Source organism: Verrucosispora sp. WMMD1129, assembly GCF_029581255.1.
GTDB classification, from domain to species: domain Bacteria; phylum Actinomycetota; class Actinomycetes; order Mycobacteriales; family Micromonosporaceae; genus Micromonospora; species Micromonospora sediminimaris.
Genome location: NZ_CP120741.1, coordinates 4,726,415 through 4,747,155 on the forward strand (window position 1 = coordinate 4,726,415; position 20,741 = coordinate 4,747,155).

The 20,741-nt window shown below is 71.1% G+C and carries 24 protein-coding genes; 17 read left to right on the plus strand and 7 right to left on the minus strand.

Annotation, left to right across the window (positions count from 1 at the left end; translation table 11 throughout):
* Nucleotides 1-40: 40 nt before the first annotated feature.
* The 3 genes from O7624_RS22030 to O7624_RS22040 form a co-directional block, all read right to left on the minus strand.
* Nucleotides 41-469: a globin gene (locus tag O7624_RS22030; RefSeq protein WP_282237095.1), complete on the minus strand. Its 429-nt coding sequence runs from the start codon at nucleotides 467-469 to the stop codon at nucleotides 41-43.
* Nucleotides 470-532: 63 nt separating this feature from the next.
* Nucleotides 533-1,912 carry an MFS transporter gene (locus O7624_RS22035; RefSeq protein ID WP_282237096.1) on the minus strand — a complete coding sequence of 460 codons (1,380 nt, stop codon included), beginning with the start codon at nucleotides 1,910-1,912 and terminating at the stop codon, nucleotides 533-535.
* A gap of 223 nt (nucleotides 1,913-2,135) precedes the next feature.
* Nucleotides 2,136-3,188: a mechanosensitive ion channel family protein gene (locus tag O7624_RS22040; RefSeq protein ID WP_282237097.1), complete on the minus strand. Its 1,053-nt coding sequence runs from the start codon at nucleotides 3,186-3,188 to the stop codon at nucleotides 2,136-2,138.
* A 249-nt stretch (nucleotides 3,189-3,437) separates the two neighbouring features.
* On the opposite strand from O7624_RS22040, the gene O7624_RS22045 reads away from it, so the two are divergent.
* Nucleotides 3,438-3,971, plus strand: a complete 534-nt coding sequence (locus O7624_RS22045) for an HNH endonuclease (RefSeq protein WP_093411314.1) — start codon at nucleotides 3,438-3,440, stop codon at nucleotides 3,969-3,971.
* A gap of 190 nt (nucleotides 3,972-4,161) precedes the next feature.
* Here O7624_RS22045 and O7624_RS22050 read toward each other — a convergent pair whose 3' ends face one another.
* The 3 genes from O7624_RS22050 to O7624_RS22060 all read right to left on the minus strand — a co-directional run bounded on the left by O7624_RS22050 (nucleotide 4,162) and on the right by O7624_RS22060 (nucleotide 6,113).
* A complete protein-coding gene (locus O7624_RS22050; protein WP_282237098.1) occupies nucleotides 4,162-5,001 on the minus strand; it encodes a class F sortase in 840 nt (279 codons plus the stop codon).
* A gap of 12 nt (nucleotides 5,002-5,013) precedes the next feature.
* On the minus strand, nucleotides 5,014-5,559 hold the full coding sequence (locus O7624_RS22055; RefSeq protein ID WP_282237099.1) for a hypothetical protein: 546 nt from the start codon (nucleotides 5,557-5,559) through the stop codon (nucleotides 5,014-5,016).
* A 74-nt stretch (nucleotides 5,560-5,633) separates the two neighbouring features.
* Nucleotides 5,634-6,113, minus strand: coding sequence for an Lrp/AsnC family transcriptional regulator (locus O7624_RS22060; RefSeq protein WP_093411243.1), 480 nt, complete (start codon nucleotides 6,111-6,113; stop codon nucleotides 5,634-5,636).
* Nucleotides 6,114-6,261: 148 nt separating this feature from the next.
* Here O7624_RS22060 and O7624_RS22065 point away from each other — a divergent pair, with 148 nt between their 5' ends.
* The 16 genes from O7624_RS22065 (at nucleotide 6,262) to O7624_RS22140 (ending at nucleotide 20,031) form a co-directional block, all read left to right on the plus strand.
* On the plus strand, nucleotides 6,262-7,155 hold the full coding sequence (locus tag O7624_RS22065; RefSeq protein ID WP_282237100.1) for a tryptophan 2,3-dioxygenase family protein: 894 nt from the start codon (nucleotides 6,262-6,264) through the stop codon (nucleotides 7,153-7,155).
* A gap of 16 nt (nucleotides 7,156-7,171) precedes the next feature.
* The gene (kynU, locus tag O7624_RS22070; protein WP_282237101.1) at nucleotides 7,172-8,455 is read left to right on the plus strand and encodes a kynureninase; all 1,284 of its coding nucleotides are present in this window, start codon (nucleotides 7,172-7,174) and stop codon (nucleotides 8,453-8,455) included.
* A complete protein-coding gene (locus O7624_RS22075) occupies nucleotides 8,452-9,783 on the plus strand; it encodes an NAD(P)/FAD-dependent oxidoreductase (protein ID WP_282237102.1) in 1,332 nt (443 codons plus the stop codon). The genes kynU and O7624_RS22075 overlap by 4 nt, the downstream gene beginning before the upstream one ends.
* Before the next feature lie 20 nt (nucleotides 9,784-9,803).
* A complete protein-coding gene (locus tag O7624_RS22080) occupies nucleotides 9,804-11,285 on the plus strand; it encodes a 2-hydroxymuconic semialdehyde dehydrogenase (protein WP_282240712.1) in 1,482 nt (493 codons plus the stop codon).
* Nucleotides 11,286-11,361: 76 nt separating this feature from the next.
* A complete protein-coding gene (locus O7624_RS22085) occupies nucleotides 11,362-12,159 on the plus strand; it encodes a fumarylacetoacetate hydrolase family protein (protein ID WP_282237103.1) in 798 nt (265 codons plus the stop codon).
* On the plus strand, nucleotides 12,156-13,085 hold the full coding sequence (locus O7624_RS22090; protein ID WP_282237104.1) for an acetaldehyde dehydrogenase (acetylating): 930 nt from the start codon (nucleotides 12,156-12,158) through the stop codon (nucleotides 13,083-13,085). The genes O7624_RS22085 and O7624_RS22090 overlap by 4 nt, the downstream gene beginning before the upstream one ends.
* Complete coding sequence (dmpG, locus tag O7624_RS22095) at nucleotides 13,082-14,137, plus strand: 4-hydroxy-2-oxovalerate aldolase (protein WP_282237105.1); 1,056 nt, start codon at nucleotides 13,082-13,084, stop codon at nucleotides 14,135-14,137. The genes O7624_RS22090 and dmpG overlap by 4 nt, the downstream gene beginning before the upstream one ends.
* Entirely contained in the window at nucleotides 14,134-14,907 is a 774-nt protein-coding gene (locus O7624_RS22100) for a fumarylacetoacetate hydrolase family protein (RefSeq protein WP_282237106.1), read from the plus strand. Before dmpG ends, O7624_RS22100 begins: the two co-directional genes overlap by 4 nt.
* A 193-nt stretch (nucleotides 14,908-15,100) precedes the next feature.
* Nucleotides 15,101-15,553 (plus strand): RidA family protein, encoded by a 453-nt coding sequence (locus tag O7624_RS22105; protein ID WP_282240713.1) that lies wholly within the window; start codon nucleotides 15,101-15,103, stop codon nucleotides 15,551-15,553.
* Nucleotides 15,550-16,074 (plus strand): 3-hydroxyanthranilate 3,4-dioxygenase, encoded by a 525-nt coding sequence (locus O7624_RS22110; RefSeq protein ID WP_093411261.1) that lies wholly within the window; start codon nucleotides 15,550-15,552, stop codon nucleotides 16,072-16,074. The genes O7624_RS22105 and O7624_RS22110 overlap by 4 nt, the downstream gene beginning before the upstream one ends.
* Nucleotides 16,074-17,084 (plus strand): amidohydrolase family protein, encoded by a 1,011-nt coding sequence (locus tag O7624_RS22115; protein ID WP_282237107.1) that lies wholly within the window; start codon nucleotides 16,074-16,076, stop codon nucleotides 17,082-17,084. The genes O7624_RS22110 and O7624_RS22115 overlap by 1 nt, the downstream gene beginning before the upstream one ends.
* 28 nt (nucleotides 17,085-17,112) lie before the next feature.
* A complete protein-coding gene (locus O7624_RS22120; RefSeq protein WP_093411321.1) occupies nucleotides 17,113-17,331 on the plus strand; it encodes a type II toxin-antitoxin system VapB family antitoxin in 219 nt (72 codons plus the stop codon).
* Entirely contained in the window at nucleotides 17,328-17,756 is a 429-nt protein-coding gene (locus O7624_RS22125) for a PIN domain-containing protein (RefSeq protein ID WP_093411265.1), read from the plus strand. The genes O7624_RS22120 and O7624_RS22125 overlap by 4 nt, the downstream gene beginning before the upstream one ends.
* A gap of 56 nt (nucleotides 17,757-17,812) precedes the next feature.
* Nucleotides 17,813-19,276, plus strand: a complete 1,464-nt coding sequence (locus O7624_RS22130) for an amidase (RefSeq protein ID WP_282237108.1) — start codon at nucleotides 17,813-17,815, stop codon at nucleotides 19,274-19,276.
* 70 nt (nucleotides 19,277-19,346) lie between these two features.
* Nucleotides 19,347-19,631 (plus strand): hypothetical protein, encoded by a 285-nt coding sequence (locus O7624_RS22135; protein WP_282240714.1) that lies wholly within the window; start codon nucleotides 19,347-19,349, stop codon nucleotides 19,629-19,631.
* The gene (locus O7624_RS22140; protein WP_093411273.1) at nucleotides 19,618-20,031 is read left to right on the plus strand and encodes a DUF5130 family protein; all 414 of its coding nucleotides are present in this window, start codon (nucleotides 19,618-19,620) and stop codon (nucleotides 20,029-20,031) included. The genes O7624_RS22135 and O7624_RS22140 overlap by 14 nt, the downstream gene beginning before the upstream one ends.
* A 73-nt stretch (nucleotides 20,032-20,104) precedes the next feature.
* Here the strand turns inward: O7624_RS22140 and O7624_RS22145 are convergent, their stop codons facing one another.
* Nucleotides 20,105-20,668 carry a Uma2 family endonuclease gene (locus tag O7624_RS22145; RefSeq protein ID WP_282240715.1) on the minus strand — a complete coding sequence of 188 codons (564 nt, stop codon included), beginning with the start codon at nucleotides 20,666-20,668 and terminating at the stop codon, nucleotides 20,105-20,107.
* Nucleotides 20,669-20,741: the final 73 nt, after the last annotated feature.

Genomic DNA, 20,741 nt, shown 5'->3' on the forward strand with positions numbered 1-20,741 from the left:
CGGCGGCAGCCGCCCCGCCGTGGTGGCGGGGCGGTGGAGGTCAGCGGTGGGCGGCCGGGTCCGCCATGTCGTTCACCATGAAGTACGCCGCCCGTTCGAGGTAGTTCCACAGCTCCGTGGCCAGGGCCGGGGGCAGGTCGAGGCTGTCGACCGCCCGGCGCATGTGTCGCAGCCAGGCGTCGCGTTCGGCCGCGCCGATCCGGAACGGGGCGTGGCGCATCCGCAGTCGGGGATGGCCCCGCTGCGCTGAGTAGGTGTTCGGGCCGCCCCAGTACTGCATGAGGAAGAGCCGCATCCGGTCGGCGGCCGGGCCCAGATCCTCCTCCGGATACATCGGGCGCAGCAGCGGATCGGCGGCGATGCCGGCGTAGAACTCCTCGACCAGCCTGCGGAACGTGGGCTCACCACCGACGGCGTCGAAGAACGTGACCGCTTCGCCGTGGCCTTCGGACTCACCTGCGGGATTCACCGTTCCATCCTGCCAGGCCCGCCGGGGCGCTCGCCCGGTCGGCACCGGGTGAACGAGGGTGGCTCAGGTCACCGCGTGCCGAGGCCGTCCCGGACCCACGTGTCCGGGCCCGGGATCCTCGGCAGAGGTGTCCCCGGACGATCCGGCAGGGGCGGTGGCATCGGCACTCGCGACGGAGGCGGCTCGGGCGGCGTCGACGGAGGCGGCCACGGTCTGCTGGTCGGGCCAGCGCAGGGCGACGATCGACATCAACAGCACCCCGGCGACGCTCCACACCCCCACCACGAGTGGAATCGGGAAGCGCTCGGCGAGCAGCCCGGTCACCAGCACGGCCGCACCCTGGATGACCTGCATGCCGGTCGCCATGACACCGAACGCCCGGGCCCGGAAGCCGTCCGGGAGGGCCTGGACGAAGAGCCCGTTGGCCGTCGGAATCAGCCCGGCGACGGCGAATCCGCAGATGGCGGCGAGTAGCGCCACCACCACCGGCGGCGGATCCAACAATGCGGGCACCAGCGCCAGCGGGGCGCCCACGGCCAACGGCCGTAACAGGCGCAGTCGGCGGGCGGGTGCGACGGTACGGCCGATGATCAGCCCGCCGAGGATGAAGCCGGCCGGGGTGGCTGCCATGATCACGGCCTGGGCCAGCCCGGGGTCCATGCTCTGGCCGGCGTGCTCGTTGGCCCAGGCGGCGGCCAGCCCCTCCGGCACGATGGAGAAGAGCATGGCGCTGAAGACCAGGACGGCGATAGCACGCAGCACCGGCGTCCTGAAGACGATCTGAAAGCCCGCGGCGGTCTCCCGCAGCAGGTGACTGCGGTGGGCGTTGGTCATCGCCGGTGGTCGGTCGTGCACCCCGAGCCGGACGATCACGGCGGACAGCGCGAAGGCGACCGCGTTCATCAACAGCGCGGCGGTGGGGTTGACCGTCGCGATGGCGGCGCCGAGCAGGTAACCGACCACCTGGGCGGCCTGCCCCACGCTGGCGTTGACGGACAGCCCGACGACGAGTCGGTCCCCGGGCAGGATCAGCGGCAGCAAGGCCGACCGGGCGGCCTGACTCGGTGGGTTCGCCAGCGTGGTGGCGAACAGCAGCACCAGGATCAACGGCACCGGCGTCCCGGGGATGGCGACCAGCAGCATCAGCGACATCCGGATGAGGTCGCAGACCATCATCACCTGTCGGTACGAGTGCCGTTCGGCGATCGTGGCCAGCAACGGGCCGCCGACGAGCCACGGTAGATAGCTGACCGCGAAGGCGGCCGCCGACAGCGCCACGGACTCGGTTTCCCGGTAGACCAGGAGGGTGACGGCTGCCCTGGCGACGTAGTCACCGACCCAGGTCAGCGTGCTGGCCGCGAAGACGGCGCGGTACTCACGCTGGGCGAAAACCTCCCGGAAGGTGGCCGGCCCCTCCGGAGAAGGTCGCTCGTCGGACACCATCGCCTCCATCGTCCCGGTGTCTGGCCACTCGTGATGGCGGCCCGGGACCATCGTCAGGTCTGCGGATCAGCGAGGACGTGACACCGCTCGGTAAGCGCGTGCACCGGATTCTGCCCGATCGTCTGACAACTGGCTAGGGCGAACGGTTGGTTGGTCGCATCTCCGACTGAACGAACGGACGATACCCGAGGGGGCCGCTCAGTCGCGACCCCCGCCGGTCGGTTCAGGTGGCGCCGCCTTGACCGGTCTCGGAGTCCGATCGAGTAGGTATGCCGGGGTAGAGGCGGCCCGCCGCGATCCTCGCCGTGATACCCGAGTTCTCCAGCGCCTCGGCCAGTCGGCGACGCAGCTCCCGGGCGACGGTGAACTGACCGTCGGCGGTCGTCTTCACCACCGTGCGCATCACCGTGCCCTCCACCGTGACCTGCTCGACGCCGAGGACCTCCGGCGGCTCGACGATCGAGCTGGCCAGTTCCGGGTCCACCGCGATCGACGCGGCGGCGGTACGCAGCACGGCCGTCGCCTCCTCGGTGCCGGCGAAACCGATGGGCAGGTCAACCACCACCAGCGCCCACCCCTGGCTCTTGTTGCCCACCCGGATGATCTCGCCGTTGCGGATGTACCAGAGCACGCCCCGGGCGTCCCGGACGGTGGTCACCCGGAGCCCGACCGCCTCGACCACGCCGGTCGCCTCGCCGAGATCGACGTTGTCGCCCACCCCGTACTGATCCTCGATCAGCATGAACAGCCCCGCGATCAGGTCCTTGACCAGGCTCTGCGCGCCGAAGCCGAGGGCCACGCCGGCGATGCCCGCGCTGGCCAGCAGCGGGGCCAGGTCGAAGCTGAACTCCTTGAGCACCATCAGTAGGGCGATGCCGAAGATGAACGCGGTGCTCATACTCCGTAGCACCGAACCGATGGCCTCGGCACGCTGCCGGCGACGCTCCGGAACGAACTCGCCAGGCTCGGTGGCGGCGGTCGGGATGCGCTCGCGCAGCGGGCGGAGCATGGTCGGCACACCGGCGTCGCTGGTGCTGCGGACGAGTCGACGGATCGTGCGGTGCACCAGCCATCGGGCAGCCAACGCCAGCAGCAGGATCAAAATGATCCGCAGTGGCTTGACGAGGATCCAGAAGCTGCCCTCGGCGAACCACACCGAGTCGGTCCAGTTCCAGACGATCTTGCACAGCGCCTCGTCCAGGCACTCCGGGCTCGGTGTTTCGGCCGGCTCCGGACTGGACGGGGCGGGGGTGGGGCTGAGGCTGCTGACGGTCACCCTGTGTTCGTACCTCAACCGGTCGGCGGGTCCGCCGTCGACCCACCGGCCGGTGCCGCCCGGCCGGCCGAGCGCGGCCGGGGGAAGGCGCGGGCTACCCAGGATTAGTACGTGCATTCCCGGTTCCGATCAGGGACTATTGGCGCAGCGGACGTCGGTGATCCGGCCGGCGTCGACGTGGTGTGGGGCTGTGCCCGACGCCGGTCGGCGGTGGCGAGTGGTAAGCCGCTTGACCGGGAGGGTGACGCGATGCCTGACATACGACCCACGGTGGGCTCCGGCGCGCTGGTCCTCAACGCCACCTACGAGCCGCTGTGTGTCGTGTCGGTACGTCGTGCCGCGATTCTCGTACTCTCCGCCAAAGCGGTATGTGTCGCCGACGGTGAGGGCATCCTGCACAGCGCGCGCAGCGCGCTGCCGGTGCCCTCGGTCGTCCGGCTCACCCGTTTCGTCCGGGTGCCGTACCGCACCCACGTGGGTCTGTCCCGCCGGGCGATCTTCGCCCGGGACGGCTGGCGGTGTGCCTACTGCCGGGGCCCGGCGGAGACCATCGACCACGTCTTTCCCCGCAGCCGGGGCGGCCGGCACGCCTGGGAGAACGTGGTCGCCGCCTGTGCCAGGTGCAACCACACCAAGGGCGACAAGACCCCGGCCGAGCTGGGTTGGCGGCTGCACGCGTTGCCCACCGCCCCGAAGGGGATCGCCTGGCGGGTGCTCGGCCACCGCGCCCCCGACCCGCGCTGGGCCGACTGGCTGGATCTCCGCGAACCCGAAGCCGCCTGACCCAACGAACACGCGCCGCCTGCCACCGGCCTGCCCACTCAGATCCCACACCAGCCTGCGCGGACGACACTCTGCGCTGCCAGGCGGCGAGTACGCCGAACAGGTTTTCGGGGGAGCCCGACCCGCGCAGGGATCAAGCCTGACCGCCCGGAGCGGGTCGGGCTCCCCCGAAAACCCCCAACAGCAACACCTAACGAGCCTCGACCAGAGAAGCGAAGACCACCACGTTGTCCGCGTACCCGGTCTCCCCGCCGACCCAGCGCCCGCCGCAGGTGATCAGCCGCAGTTGGGGACGGCTGAAGTCACCGAAGACGTCGTCCGTCGGCAGTTGTTCCTTGTCGAACCGGTCGACCCGGTCGACCTCGAAGACCGCCACCGAGCCGTCCGAACGGGCAACCTCGACCCGGTCACCGGCCCGCAGCTGGGGCAGTTGATGGAAGACGGCCGGGCCCGTGGTGGTGTCGACGTGCCCCACGATGACAGCCGGTCCGTACTGACCGGGAGTGGGCCCCTGGTCGTACCAGCCGGCCTCCTGGGCCCGCTCGGCCGGCGGTGCGGCGATGCTGCCGTCGGGGGCGATGCCCACGTTGTGCACCGGTGCCGCCAGGTCGATCTTGTTGATCTCGATGCCGACCGGCTCGCTCGCCGCCAGCAGCGGAAACTTCTTGGGTGGTTGCGCCAGCCCGGCGATGAAGCGGTCCGGTAGCAGGCTCAGCCCGGTTAACCGTTCGACGCCGAGCATCGCGATGATCAGCAGCATCAGCGAACCGATCACCAGTACCGGTAGCCCCGGCCCGGAGCGACGACCGTGATGTCCGGTCGCCACCGCCGAGGCCCGTGGCCGCCGGGGTGGTAGCGGCGCCGCCGCCGGATCGGGCGTGGCGACGCTTGCCGAACCCATCTGCGCCGCGACCCGGACCAGCCGGCCAGCCGCCGCGACCACCCTCCGCCGGACCCGCTGGCTCCGACGGGTGGTGGTTCGCCGTGGACCGGGGCCCGGTTCCGGCGCGGGTACGCGGAAGCCGGCCATGGCGACGGTGGGTCAGGAACCGGCTCGACGCCGGCTGCTCAGCAGTCCGAAGACCACCGCCGCGGCCACTGTGGCGACGCCGCCCAGCAGCAGCATCGAGCCGGTGCCCCGGTCGGCCGTACCGCCGCCACCGGTCGCCGGCCCCTTGGTGGGCTGTTCCATGTTCAGCACGGTCAGCGTGGTGCTGGCGGTCCGGTCGTTGTCACAGCGCAGGTGCACCGGATAGTCGCCAGCCGCCTTGTTGCCGGGCACGGTGACCGAACCGGTGAGGAAGCCGTTGTCCGGCCGGAGGAAGACCCGGTTGAAGGCGTCCGAGGTCACCTCGGCCTGGCGGTCGTTGGCGTTGTCGCAGCTGGCCCGGATGTGCACCCGGGAACCGGCCTGGACGCTGTTCGGCGTCACCTCGACGAAGGTGTTCTCATTCGCGCTGGCAGGTGCGGCACCGGGCAGGGCCAGCCCGGCCAGAGCGAACGCCGCGATCAGGACGAAGGCCCCGAACAGTCGGGCGATGGTCGACGGGGCGCGGTGGACGCCTCCGTACGGTTGCAGACCTCGCATGATCCCCTCCCTCCCGGCACCGGCGTACCGGGCCTGTTGGGGCGACCCGGGTGGCTTTCCCCCTGCTCCGGCAGCTAACCCGCCTCCCGGCGACGGGGACGGCTGTCCGGAGGGGAACCTTCCCTCGGGGTGACGGGCTGCCAGGCGAGCGGGGTGGAGAGGACCATCGTGCTCGACGGCTGCCCGTAGGGGGCCAGGCGGTCGATGACCGCCTCGAAATCGCCTATCGAACCGGCCGCGACCTTCAGCACGCTGCACGCGTCACCGGTGATCCGGTGGATCTCCAGAATTTCCGGCCATCGCGCGACGTCGGGGTCGTGCAGGATGCAGCGGGCGCCGTAACAGGACATCCGGATCAGCGCGACCACGTTGCGACCGGCCCGGGCCAGGTCGACGTGGGCGTGGTACCCACTGATCACGCCGGTTTCCTCCAGTCGGCGCACCCGCTCGGCGACCGCGGGTGGGGACAGGTGCACCCGCCGGGACAACTCGCTGAAGGACAACCGTGCGTCGGCCTGCAACTCGCGGAGCAGGGCCCAGTCCATCTCGTCCATGCCCGTGACCTTACGTCCGACAGGTCGAACCCGACGAGCGGCTTCCGTTTCATAGGTCGACCACGGAAAGCGCCGTTGAACAGGCATTCCGTCCGGCCAACCTCGCAGGAGATCATGACTGGACGGGCGAGCCGGAAGGAGCGGACGCATGGAGCAGACGGATCTGCGCCCCCGAACGGAGGTGCGTCCGGTCACCGCACGGCAGCGGGTGGCGCGCGCCGCCCGCAACGGCGGCGAGCCCACCCTGGAATTCGCCGAGCGGGTGCCGTACGACGCGTACGTGCAGGCCAGTACGCTGCATCGCCTGCAACAGCCGCTCAGCGCCGACCCGGGCGAGATGTCGTTCCTGATGGTCAGCCAGATCATGGAGTTGTACTTCGGCCTGACCTGTCACGAACTGCGGGAGACGTCCCGGCTGCTGCGCGCCGACCGGGTGTGGGAGGCGTTGGCCCCGCTGCGCCGCGCCGCGCTGCACCTGGAAGGGCTCAATGCGGCCTGGCGGGGACTGCGCTGGATGACCCCGGCCGACTTCAACCGCTTCCGCAACCTGCTCGGGGAGGGGTCGGGCTTCCAGTCGGCGATGTACCGCCACCTGGAGTTCCTGCTCGGGTTGCGCGACCCGGCACTGATCCGCCCGTTCCGGCGGCAGACCGAGGTGTACGCCGAGCTCACCGACGCCCTGACCACCCCGAGCGTCTGGGACGAGGTGGTCGCCCTGCTCGCCCGGCACGGTCACGACCTGCCTGCTGACCTGCTGGAGCGGGACGTGGCCACCGAGCACGAGGCGCACCCCGCCGTCGAGGCGGCCTGGGTACGGATCTACGCCGACTCCGGCCCGGACAACCACCTGCGGCTGCTCGGCGAGGCGCTGACCGAGGTGGCCGAGCAGTTCGGTGACTGGCGGCACCACCACATCAAGGCGGTTCAGCGAACCATGGGCGCCAAGGTGGGCAGCGGCGGCTCCGCCGGGCTGGCGTGGCTGCAACGCAGCATGGCCCGGGTGGTCTTCCCGGAGCTGTGGTCGGCCCGGACGGCGATGTGAGGCGGTTGTGACGACGATGAGCAACGACACCGAGGCCGAGGCGCTCCGCCTCGACGCGGCCGAACCGGGGCATCGGCACCTGTTCCACGTGCCGCCGGCCGACGGTGGTCGCTATCCGGAGGCCGCCTACCTGGCGGGCAACTCGCTCGGCCTGCAACCGAGGGCCACCCGGGACGAACTCCTGGCCGATCTGGACGCCTGGAGCCGGCTCGGCGTGGAGGGGCATCTGGCGGCGGAACGACCCTGGCTGCCGTACCACGAGCTGTTGACGGCGCCGGCCGCCCGACTGGTCGGCGCCCTGCCCACGGAGACCGTGGTGATGAACTCGCTGACGGTCAACCTGCACCTGCTGATGGTCAGTTTCTACCGACCGGCGGGCGAGCGGACCCGGATCGTCATCGAGGACGCCGCCTTCCCGTCGGACAGTTACGCGGTGCGCAGCCAGGCACGGTTCCACGGCCTCGACCCCGACAGCACGGTCGTCCGGCTCGCGCCCCGTCCCGGTGAGGACACCCTGCGCACCGAGGACATCACCGGCTACCTGGCGGCGGAGGGCCACACCGTGGCGCTGGTGCTGCTCGGCGGCGTCAACTACCTCACCGGCGAGCTGATGGACATTCCGGCGATCACCGCGGCCGGCCGGGCCGCCGGCGCGGTCGTCGGGTGGGACCTGGCGCACGCGGCGGGCAACGTGCCGTTGTCGCTGCACGACTGGGACGTCGACTTCGCCGCCTGGTGCTCGTACAAGTACCTCAACTCGGGGCCCGGCGCGCTGGCCGGGGTCTTCGTGCACGAGCGGCACCACGGCGACGACAGCCTGCCCCGCTTCGAGGGGTGGTGGAGCACGGCGGCGCAGACCCGGTTCGAGATGGCTCCGGTGAGCCGGCCACCGGCCACCGTCGAGGCGTGGCAGATCTCCAACCCACCGATCTTCGCGATGGGGCCGGTCCGCACCTCGCTGGAACTGTTCGACTCGGTTGGCATGCCGGCGCTGCGGGCGCGCAGCCTCCGGCTCACCGGCTACCTGGAGCGGCTGCTGGACGAGGTCACCGCCGGCCGGCCGCTCACCGTGATCACTCCGCGTGAGCCGCGCCGACGCGGTTGCCAGCTGTCGGTACGCATCGGCGCGGGCAGCGCCAACGAGCTGACCAAGCGACTGCGCCACGAGCACGGGGTGATCGCCGACGCCCGGGAACCGGATGTGGTCAGGTTCGCCCCGGTGCCGCTCTACTCGACGTTCCATGACTGCTGGCGAGTCGCGGACGCGTTGGCCGCGACGGTTTCGGAGGCGGCCCGGTGACCGGGGAACGCGACGAGATCGCGGTGGTCGGTGCCGGGCTGGCCGGTTGCCTGCTGGCCTGCTTCCTGGCGCGCCGGGGTCATCAGGTGGCGCTCTACGAGCGGCGCCCGGATCCGCGCAGCGGCGCCCCCGAGCGGGGCCGGTCGATCAACCTGGCGCTCTCCGAGCGGGGGCTCGACGCGCTGCGTCGTATCGGGCTGGCCGAACAGGTGATGGCGGACGCGTTGCCGATGCGGGGCCGGATGATCCATCCGGTGGCCGGGGCACCGGGATTCCAGTCGTACAGCGTCTCCGGCGACCGGGCGATCAACTCGATCAGCCGGGGCGCGTTGAACAACGCCCTGCTGGAGGCCGCCGCCAAGCTGCCGGGGGTGCGCATCGCCTTCGAGCACCGGCTGGTCGGGCTCGACCCGGCCACCGCGACGATGACTTTCGAGACGCCGGGGGGCACGGTCACCGCGGGCGCGCGGGTGGTGCTCGGCACCGATGGCGCCGGTTCGGCGGTACGCGGGCAACTGCTCGCCCACGACCTGGTCACCGAGAGCGTCGACTTCCTCGACTACGGCTACAAGGAACTGACCATCCCGCCGCTGGGCGGCGACTTCGCCCTGGACCCGGGTGCGCTGCACATCTGGCCGCGCGGCACCTCGATGATGATCGCGTTGCCCAACCCGGACCGCTCCTTCACCTGCACCCTGTTCTGGCCCACCCACGGCACTGCCAGCTTCGCCTCGCTGGGCAGCGCGGCGGCGATCGAGCGGCATTTCGCGCAGCACTATCCGGACCTGCCGCCGATCGCTCCGAACCTGGTCGACGACTACCAGCACAACCCGGTCGGGGTGCTCGGCACGGTGCGGTGCGATCCGTGGCAGGTCGACGGCCGCGTCGCCCTGCTCGGCGACGCGGCGCACGCCATCGTGCCGTTCTACGGCCAGGGCGCGAACTGCGCCTTCGAGGACGTGGTGGAGCTGGACCGCTGCCTCGACGAATGTGCCGGGGACTGGTCGGCGGCGCTGCCGCTGTTCCAGCGGCGCCGACAGGACAATGCCGAGGCGATCGCCCGGATGGCGCTTGCCAACTTCGTGGAGATGCGCGACAAGGTCGCTTCCCCGGTCTTCCGGACCCGAAAGCGCGTCGAGCACGCGTTGGAGCGTGCTCTGCCCGGCCGGTACGTCTCCCAGTACGAACTGGTGTCGTTCTCCACCGTCCCGTACGCGCAGGTGCGGCGTCGGGTCCGCCAGCAGTACCAGGTGGTCGGCCTGGCCGCGGCCGGCCTGGCGGCGGTGGTCGGCGCGGCGGTGGCGCTCGGGCTCAGGAGACGCGGATGACGCTCTGGGATCCCCGGCTGATGGCCGGACGGGCACCTGACGGTCCCGGTCTGCTGCGGAACTTCGTGGGCGGCGAGTTCGTCGCTGCCGGAACCCGGTTCACCAAGCGCAGCCCGGTGACCGGCGAGCCGGTGTTCGAGGTGGCCGAGGCTGACCGGTCCACGGTGGACGACGCGGTGACGGCGGCCCGGGCGGCATTGCGGGGCCCGTGGGGCCGGGCGGGGGAGCGGGAACGCGCCGAGGTGCTGCGCCGCGTCGCCGACGAGCTGGAGCGTCGCTTCGACGACCTGGTGGCCGCCGAGGTCGCCGACACCGGCAAGTCCATCTCGCAGGCCCGCACCCTGGACATCCCGCGGGGCGCGGCGAACTTCCGGGCCTTCGCGGAGATCGTGGCGACCGCGCCGACCGAGTCGTTCACCACTGTCACACCGACCGGTGGTCGGGCGCTCAACTACGCGGTGCGCAAGCCGGTCGGCGTGGTCGCGGTGATCGTGCCGTGGAACCTGCCGCTGCTGCTGCTCACCTGGAAGGTCGCCCCCGCTCTGGCCTGCGGCAACGCGGTGGTGGTCAAGCCGAGCGAGGAGACGCCCGCGTCGGCCACGCTGCTCGCCGAGGTGATGGCGGCGGCCGGGGTGCCGGACGGCGTGTTCAACCTGGTGCACGGCTTCGGGCCCGGATCGGCCGGTGAGTTCCTCACCCGTCACCCGGGCGTCGACGCGATCACCTTCACCGGTGAGTCGGCCACCGGCGGTGCCATCATGCGAGCCGCCGCCGACGGGGTGAAGGCGGTCAGCTTCGAGCTTGGCGGCAAGAACGCCGGGCTGGTATTCGCCGACGCAGACCTGGACGCGGCGGTGGCCGGCTCGGTCCGGTCGAGCTTCACCAACGGCGGTCAGGTGTGCCTCTGCACCGAACGGATCTACGTGCAGCGGCCGGTGTTCGAGGAGTTCACCGCGCGGCTGGCCGAGCGCGCCGGCGAGCTGGCGTACGGCTGGCCGGCCGACGAGGCGACGGTGAACATGCCGCTGATCTCCCACGGCCACCGGGACAAGGTGCTCGGGCACTACGACCTGGCGCGGGCCGAGGGCGCGCGGGTGCTCGCCGGTGGCGGGGTGCCCCGGTTCGACGACGCCCGCGACTCTGGCGCGTACGTGCAGCCGACGGTGCTGACCGGGCTCGGCCCGGACGCGCGGACCAACCGCGAGGAGATCTTCGGCCCGGTGGTGCACGTGGCGCCGTTCGACGACGAGGACGAGGCGTACGCCCTGGCCAATTCCACCGAGTACGGCCTGGCGGCGACGGTCTGGACCCGTGACGTGGGCCGGGCGCACCGGGCCGGTGCCCGGTTGGACGCCGGCATCGTCTGGGTCAACACCTGGTTCCTACGCGACCTGCGGACCCCGTTCGGTGGGGTGAAGGCCTCCGGCATCGGTCGCGAGGGTGGCGTGCACTCGCTGGATTTCTACTCCGAGCTGACGAACGTCTGCGTGGACCTGTCATGAGCGAACGGAGTGAGCGAATCATCGGGTTCAGTGCGGTGGTGCCTCATGACGGCACGCAGCGAAGCGGAGTGCCGTCATGAGCGATCTTGATATGGCGGCCCGGGAACTGGCCGAGGCGCGCGACACGGGCAAGCCCTGCCCACCGCTGCGCGGGCGACTTCTTCCACAGGGCGACGTCGGTGCCGCGTACCGGGTGCAGCAGCGCCAGGTGGGCGAGTGGCTGGCGTCCGGCCAGCGGCGGGTCGGCGCGAAGATCGGGCTGACCTCCCGGGCGGTCCAGGAGAGCCTCGGGGTGTACGAGCCGGACTTCGGGGTGCTCACCGACGCGATGGCGGTGCCCGACGGCAGCGAGGTGACGATCGGCCGCCTGCTGCAACCCCGGGTGGAGGCGGAGGTCGCCTTCGTGCTCGGCGCCGACCTGCCCGACGACCGGGTCACCACCGCCGACCTGCTGCGCGCCGTCGACCATCTGCTCCCGGCCATCGAGATCGTCGACTCGCGGGTCGCCGGCTGGGACATCTCCATCGTGGACACGGTGGCCGACAACGCCTCCAGCGGCCTGTTCGTGCTCGGCACCACGCCCCGCCGGCCGGCCGAGGTCGACCTGCGGCTGTGCGGGATGGTCCTCGAACATGCCGGGGAGCCGGTGTCGGTGGGGGCCGGAGCGGCCTGCCTGGGCAATCCGTTGCACGCGCTGGCCTGGCTGGCCGGCACGATGGCCCTCGCCGGTGACCCGCTGCGCGCCGGTGACGTGGTGCTCTCCGGCGCGCTCGGCCCGATGGTGCCGGTGACGCCGGGTGCCGCGTACGAGGCCCGGATCTCCGGTCTCGGCTCGGTCCGGACCTGCTTCTCCTCCAGGGAGGTCGACGGATGACGGGTGTGGCGGTGATCGGGTCGGGCAACATCGGCACCGACCTGATGATCAAAGTTTTGCGGTTGTCGGAATCGCTGCGGATGGTGGCGATGGCGGGTATCGACCCGGCTTCTGACGGGCTGGCCCGGGCCCGCCGGCTCGGCGTGGCCACCACCGCGCAGGGTGTCGAGGGTCTGGTCGCGATGCCCGAGTTCGCCGACGTGGACCTGGTCTTCGACGCCACCTCGGCCGGTGCGCACCGGCACAACGACGCGGTGCTGCGCGCGCACGGGCGGACCGTGATCGACCTGACTCCGGCGGCGATCGGCCCGTACGTCGTACCGCCGGTGAACCTGGAGGAACACCTGGGCGAGACCAACCTCAACATGGTCACCTGCGGTGGGCAGGCGACCGTGCCGATCGTCGCCGCGGTGCGGCGGGTGACCCCGGTCGCGTACGGGGAGATCGTCGCGTCGATCGCCTCGCGGTCGGCCGGCCCGGGCACCCGGGCCAACATCGACGAGTTCACCGAGACCACGGCCCGGGCGATCGAGGTGGTCGGCGGCGCCGACCGAGGCAAGGCGATCATCGTGCTCAATCCCGCCGACCCGCCGCTGCTGATGCGCGACACCGTCTACTGCCTCTGCCCGGACCCCGACGCCGACCGCGCCGCCGTCGCCGCCTCCGTCGGCGACATGGTGGCCACCGTGCAGGAGTACGTGCCCGGGTACCGACTCAAGCAGGACGTGCAGTTCGACCGCGTCGACAGCTACGTACCGTCGCTGGGACGGCAGCTCACCGGGTGGCAGGTATCGGTCTTCCTGGAGGTTTCCGGCGCCGGGCACTATCTGCCCGCGTACGCCGGGAATCTGGACATCATGACCTCGGCCGCGCTGCGCACCGCGCAGCGGCTGGTCGCCCTGCGGGCGGAGGTGCTGGCCAAGTGACCGAGTTGTACATCCAGGACGTCACGTTGCGCGACGGCATGCACGCCATCGCCCACCGTTACACCGTCGACCAGGTCCGCACCATCGCCGCCGCCTTGGACGCCGCCGGGGTGGCCGCGATCGAGGTGGCCCACGGTGACGGTCTGGCCGGGTCCAGCGTCAACTACGGCCACGGTGCGGCAAGCGACGCCGACTGGATCGCGGCGGCGGCCGAGGTGATGAAGAGGGCGAAGCTGACCACCCTGCTGTTGCCCGGCATCGGCACCATCGCCGACCTGAAGGCCGCCCGCGCGCTCGGGGTGACGAGCGTCCGGATCGCCACCCACTGCACCGAGGCAGACATCTCCGCCCAGCACATCTCCTGGGCCCGGGAGAACGGCATGGACGTGGCCGGCTTCCTGATGATGTCGCACATGAACGACCCGGCCGGGCTGGCCGCCCAGGCGAAGCTGATGGAGTCGTACGGCGCGCACTGCGTCTACGTCACCGACTCCGGCGGCCGGCTGCTGATGTCCGACGTGGCGCAGCGCGTCGACGCGTACCGGCAGGTGCTTGAGCCGACCACGCAGATCGGCATCCACGCGCACCACAACCTTTCCCTCGGGGTGGCCAACAGCGTGATCGCCGTCGAACACGGCCGGATCGCCGGCGACGCCCCGCCCGGGTCGCCGGCCGGCCGGACGGTCCGGGTGGACGCCTCCCTCGCCGGCATGGGTGCCGGCGCCGGCAACGCACCGCTGGAGGTCTTCGTCGCGGTCGCCGAACTGCACGGCTGGCAGCACGGCTGCGACGTCTTCGCGTTGATGGACGCCGCCGACGACATCGTCCGCCCGTTGCAGGACCGGCCCGTCCAGGTGGACCGGGAAACCCTCTCCCTGGGGTACGCGGGGGTCTACTCCAGCTTCCTGCGCCACGCCGAACGGGCCTCGGCGCGCTACGGCGTGGACGTCCGATCGATTCTGGTGGAACTGGGCCGACGCCGGATGGTCGGCGGGCAGGAAGACATGATCGTCGACGTGGCGCTGGACCTGGCCGGCAAGGAAAAATCATGATCGGGCCGGACATCGCGGGGATTGCCGAGACGCTCGGTACGGCTGCCGACACGGCCACCGCCACCGCTCAACTCGCCGTCGAGACCGGGCTGGACGTCGACGCGGCGTACGCGGTGCAGACCGCGCTGGTGCAGCGCCGGCTGGACCGGGGAGAACGGCTCGTCGGGTTGAAGATGGGGCTGACCAGCAAGGCGAAGATGGCCCAGGTCGGCGTGGACGAGGTGATCTGGGGCCGGCTCACCGATGCGATGCGGGTCCCCGACGGCGGCACTGTCGACGTGGCCGAGTTCATCCATCCCCGGGTCGAGCCGGAGGTGGCGTTCCTGCTGGACCGGCTTCCCGAGCCCGGTGAACCAGTCGGTGACTTCACCGACGCGGTGCGGGCGGTCGCTCCGGCGATCGAGTTGATCGACTCCCGGTACGCGAACTTCACCTTCTCCCTGCCGGACGTCATCGCCGACAACACGTCGGCCGGCGCGTTCGTGATCGGCCCCTGGTCGCGGGTGCCGGACGGGCTGGACAACCTGGGCGTGTTGCTGGAGATCGATGGGCGGGTGGCACAGGTCGGCTCGACGGCGGCCATCCTCGGTGACCCGCGTCGGGCGCTCGACGAGGGCATCCGACTGGCGGGCCGACACGGCGTACGGCTGCGCTCGGGCTGGGTCTTTCTGGCCGGCGCGGCGACTGCCGCGGTGCCGTTGCGTGCTGGTGCTCGTGTCCGGGCTGTGGTCGAGAAGCTCGGTACGGCTTCCTTGCGGAGTTCGTCGTGACCGGCCTTGGGGTTCCGGGCAGCCCGACCGGCTCCGGGCGGTCAGGCTTGATCCCTGCGCCGGTCGGGCTGCCCGGAACCCTCGACGTGGTCGGGGTCCGTGCGCCGGTGCCAGGTGGATTGGATCTGGTGTGGCCGGTGCCGGTGCCGGTGCCGGTGCTGGCTGGGTGGGGGTCTGGTGCTGGCCGTCCGGGTTGTCGCGGGGGTCTGTCGTGAGTGGGGGTGACGGGGCTCGGGTGGTTGCCGGGAAGGCGGTTCCTCGGGGGGCGTTTCCGCATGTGAAGGTGGCGGGCGGGTTCGTCTTCGTGTCGGGGACGTCGTCCCGGCGGCCGGACAACACGTTCGCGGGTGTGTCGGTGGACGAGTTCGGCACGACCGACCTGGACATCCGGGCACAGACCCGGGCGGTGATCGAGAACATCGCGGACCTGCTGCGGTCGGTCGGTGCCGAGCTGACCGACCTGGTCCAGGTGACCAGCTATCTGGTCAACATGAATGACTTCGGGGGATACAACGAGGTGTGGGCGGAGTTCTTCGATGCGACCGGGCCGACCCGGACGACTGTCGCCGTGCACCAGTTGCCGCATCCGCACCTGCTGATCGAGATGCAGGCCGTCGCCCTGCTCCCAGAAGGAGGCCAGCCATGAGTGAGATCGCCGAGCCGTTCAGCTTTCCCGGCTGGATCGCCGAGAACCAGCACCTGCTGAAGCCGCCCGTGGGCAACAAGGAAATGCTGCCCGGCTCCGAGGACTTCATCGTGATGGTGGTCGGCGGCCCCAACCAGCGCACCGACTTTCACGTCGACCCGTACGAGGAGTTCTTCTACCAGGTCAAGGGCAACATGCACATCAACCTCATGCTGCCCGAGGGTCCGCGTACGGTGCACGTGCGCGAGGGCCAGATGTGGATGCTGCCCCGGAACACGCCGCACTCGCCGCAGCGACCGGAGGCCGGCTCGATCGGGATGGTGATCGAGCGGGTACGCGAGGAGGGGACGCTGGAGAAGTTCCAGTGGTACTGCCCCGAGTGCTCGCACAAGGTGCACGAGGTCGAATTGCAGGTGCGGGACATCGCCGCCGACCTGCCACCGGTCTTCGCCGCGTTCTACGGCGACGAGTCGGCGCGTACCTGCGACAACTGCGGCGCCCTGCACCCGGGCAAGGGCTGATGGTGTCTCCGGTGGTGGACGTGCACACGCACGTCGTACCGAAGGGCTGGCCGGACCTGGCCGCCGCGTGCGGCGGGTCCGGCTGGCCCTGGCTGCGGGTCGACTCGGAGCGCGCCGCCATGATCATGGTCGGCGAGACGCCGTTCCGCCCGGTCGGCGCGGAGTGCTGGGACGCCGACACCCGGCTGGCCGACATGAGCACCGACGGGGTCGACGTGCAGGTGGTCTCGCCCACCCCGGTCTTCTTCTGCTACGACCGGCCGGCCGACCAGGCGGTGAAGGTGGCCCGCATCTTCAACGACCTGACCCTGGAGGTCACCGCCGCGGGCGGGGATCGGCTGCTGCCGTTCTGCCAGGTGCCCTTGCAGGACCCGGACGCGGCCTGCGCCGAGGTGGACCGCTGCCTGGCGGCCGGCCACGTCGGCGTGGAGATCGGCAACCACGTCGGCGACCGGGACTTGGACGACGCCGGCATCGTGACGTTCCTGACCCACTGCGCCGAGGTCGGTGCGCCGGTCTTCGTCCACCCGTGGGACATGGCCGGCAGTCCCCGGCTGGACCGCTGGATGGCCCGGTGGCTCACCGGCATGCCCGCCGAGACCCACCTGTCGGTGCTGGCGATGATCCTCGGCGGGGTGTTCGACCGGGTGCCGGACACGTTGCGGATCTGCTTCGCCCACGGTGGCGGCAGTTTCCCGTTCTGGCTGGGGCGTGCCGACAACGCCTGGCACCGCCGCGGTGACCTGGTACGCGGTGCCTCCGCCGCGCCGCCCAGCTCCTACGTCGACAGGTTCTACGTCGACTCGGTGGTCTTCTCGACTCCCGCCCTGCGGCTCCTCGTGGACACCATGGGCGCGGAGCGGGTGCTGGTGGGCAGCGACTACCCGTACCCCCTGGGCGAACGCCCGGCCGGCGCGGTGGTCCGCCAGGCCGACTTCCTCACCGACGCCCAGCGCGCCAACCTGCTCTCCACCAATGCCCTCCGCTTCCTCGGGCGAGGCGATATATAAGGGTGGAATGCTCGTATATACTGGGGCCATGAAGACTGTTATTGATCTTGATGATGAGCTGCTCGAACGGGCCCGTCGTGAGCTGGGCACCAAGAGCAAGAAGGACACCATTCACGCCGCGCTCCGGATGGTCGCCGAGCGCAGCGAGCGGATGGATGGGATCCGGGAGTTGCTCTCCATCGATCGGGACTGGACCGGCTTGCTGGAGGATGACAAGACACCCGGCGGCAGGCGGGACGCAGCGTGACCCCTCCGCCCGGCCTATACCTGATCGACACCTCGGCCTGGGGCCGCCTCCGCCAGCCGATCGTCGGAAAGCGGATCCTGGCGCTGCTCGAGGAGAGGCTGGCCGCGACCTGCCTACCGTTGGACCTGGAGGACGGGCGTAGCGCCCGCGACTTCAGGAATGCGATGACGATCCGCGCCCGGCGCGCCGAGCTGATGATCGACCTTCCAATCACCCCGGCCGTGGCGACGAGAGCGCGGGACCTGCAACTCGCGTTGACCGCCCGGGGACACCACCGGGCCGCGAGTCCGGTGGATCTCATGGTCGCCGCCTCTGCCGCCGAGTACGCGGCCACCGTTCTCCACTACGACCGGGATTTCGACCTGTTGGCGGAAGTCGGTGGACCACGGTCCGAGTGGGTGTCGCCACCGGGCACCCTTGCCTGAGGCCGGACGCTCGTGTCGAGGCGGCGACGAGTGGCCTGAGCGGGCAGGATGGCGGCATGGCCGAGCCGCATGACCTGACCGCGCTGGAACAGGCCGCCGCGCTCGCCCGTGGCGAACTGTCCAGCCTGGACCTCGTCGAGCATCATCTGCGGCGGGTCGACGCGCTCGGCGACACGGTGGGCGCCTTCGTCACCGTCACCCCCGAGCTGGCGCGCGAAGCCGCCCGCGCCGCCGACGCGACGCCGGCCGCCCGGCGTGGGCCACTGCACGGGGTACCGACCGCGATAAAGGACCTGACCCTGACGGCGGGCGTCCGCACCACGTTCGGTTCGGCCGCCTTCGCGGACTTCGTACCGCCCGTCGACGCCGACGTGGTGCGCTTCATGCAGGCTGCGGGCCTGATCAGCCTCGGCAAGACCACCACCTCCGAGCTGGGCTGCTCGCTGTACTCCGAGACCCTGGTGGCGCCGCCGGCCCGCAATCCGTGGGCGTTGGCGTACACCGCCGGCGGCTCCAGTGGTGGCGCGGCGGCGGCTGTGGCGGCGGGCCTGGTGCCGGTGGCGCAGGGCTCCGACGGCGGGGGCTCCCTGCGGATTCCCGCGTCGCTGTGCGGGCTGATCGGCTACAAGCCAAGCCGCGGCGTGGTCTCCGGCGGTCCGCTCGGATTCGGCGCCTTCGGCCTGCCGACCAGCGGTCCGCTGGGCCGGACCGTCACCGACGTGGCCGCGCTGCTGGACGTGCTGGCCGAGCCGGTGCCCGGCGAGCCGTACCTGCCGCCGGCACCGCCGCCGGGCGGCTATCTCGCCGCCGCCCGGGCTGCCGAGCCCGGCCCGCTACGGGTCGGCCGGTTCACCACCCCGATGCTCGCCGACGAGCCGGTCCACCCGGACTGTGTCGCCGCGGTGGACCGGGCCGCGGAGTTGCTCGTCGCCGCCGGGCACGAGGTCGTCGAGGTGCCGGCACCGCTCGGCCCGCAGGTCTGGCCGCTGTTCGAGATCGTCTGGTACGTCCTCGCGCTCGCCCCGGTGCCGCCGCAGCGGGAGTCCGAGCTGCTGCCGCTTACCCGTTTCCTGCGGACCCAGGCCGCCGGGATCTCCGCCGGCACGCTCACCGCGACCCTCGGCGAGATCCAGGCGCAGGTACGCCTCGGCGTCCGTCGTACCGCCGGCTGTGACCTGCTGCTCTGTCCCACCCTGGCGGCCCCGCAGGCGCCGGTCGGCTGGTTCACCCAGGGGCGTACCCCGGCGGAGGATTTCGACCGGCAACGCCGGTTCTCCCCGTACTGCGCGGTCTTCAACGTCACCGGTCAGCCGTCGGTTTCGCTGCCGGTCGGCGTGACCGCCGAAGGGCTGCCGGTCGGCGTGCTGCTCACCGGCCGCTACGGCGACGACGCGAGGCTGATCGCGACCGCTGCGCAACTGGAAGCCTCCAGTGGCGGATGGGATCGGCACCCCGCAGTCTGGCGGAGCGTCGGCTCCGCTAACGTGAATGACAGCGGAGTCGGGAGGTCACCGCGGTGATCCACCACCCGACCCGATCGAAGATCTCTCTTTCCGCCTGGGGGCGTTGGGATTGTCTGTAACCGACACGTTGCTGGTTTTCGTCGGCATCCCGGCAGCCATCGTGCTGGTGATCGCCGGCCTCGTCTACGCGGGCAGCCAGGGCGGGGGTGGCGGTGCCAAGCGGTACCGGCCGGGCCGGCCGTTCACCTTCACGCCGGTGTGGTTCCTCGGCCGCCCCGAGGAACTGGCCGACTCCGCGGGCACCGCGCTGTCGGTGGGGGCACAGGCGCCCGCGCTGACCAGCCGCACGCAGGAACAGGCCGGCGTAGAGGCGCCGACCGGTGGAACCGGAGGCGCAAGTGACCGTTGGTGAGAAGCAGCACGCGGCCGGGACGGAGAACCCGCCGGACGTGCTCGACGGGCCGTTCTCGACTCGCCAGCTGCTGCGCATCGACGAGGCGCTGCGGGTGGCCGACCGGACGACCGGCCTGGTCTTCTCCGTCTTCGTCGGCGGCCTCGACGAGCCGATCCGGGAGCACGCCGAGCGGTTGCACCGGCAGCTGGCCGAGCCCGACCGGTCGGTGCTGATCGCGATCTCACCCAACCAGCGTCAGCTGGAGATCGTCACCGGCCGGTACGCCCGCAAGCGCGTCCCGGACACGTACGCCAAGATCGCCGCGTTGTCGATGGTGGCCTCGTTCGGTGGCGGTGATCTCGCCGGCGGCATCATCCAGGGCCTCGACCAGCTCTCCCGCTACGCCGGCAAGGGCTGAGCCCGACCGGTACGACAAAAGCCCGGCCCGCGTCGCGCGCGGCCGGGCTTTTGCATGGCCAGGATTTCCAGCTTCACCTGGGCCAGGCGGACGGATCCAGCCGCATCGGCCACGGCTCGGTCACCTCGACCGGATCGTCCGGCCCGACCGTGCCGAGGAGGTTGTAGTGGACCTCTTTGACCAACTCGTAGCGGTACACCACCGGGCCGAAATCACCGCGCTCGACCCGCCAGTAGAACGGGATGCCGGCCTCGGCGTAGAGCGCGGGCTTGGCGAACCGGTCGTGTCGGCGGCTGTTGGGCGACTCGACCTCGACGACGAGCGCGACGTACGCCGGTTCCGCCCACATCCGGTCCTGCGGGGCTCCAACCTTGAGCACCGTGATATCTGGAATCAGGTTGCCGGCCGGCACCTGCACCCCGATCTCCCGGATAACCCGCCACCCCTCCGGGGCCGCCTGCCGCATCGCCATCCGAATGTCATCAGCCAACTCGTGATGATATGGACCGGCGGGTGGGGTCACGTGGAGGCTCCCGTCGATGATCTCGTAGCGGCTTCCATCCGCTGGCAGGTCGGAGAGATCCTGCTCCCGCCAGCTTCGCTCGGGTGGGCGCCGCTCGTGAATCGGCTGTGCCATCACGTCCACCTCCTTCCATCACCATAACCGGCGAAGCCGGCGCGGGCGCACACCCACGCCGGCTCCAGGCTCC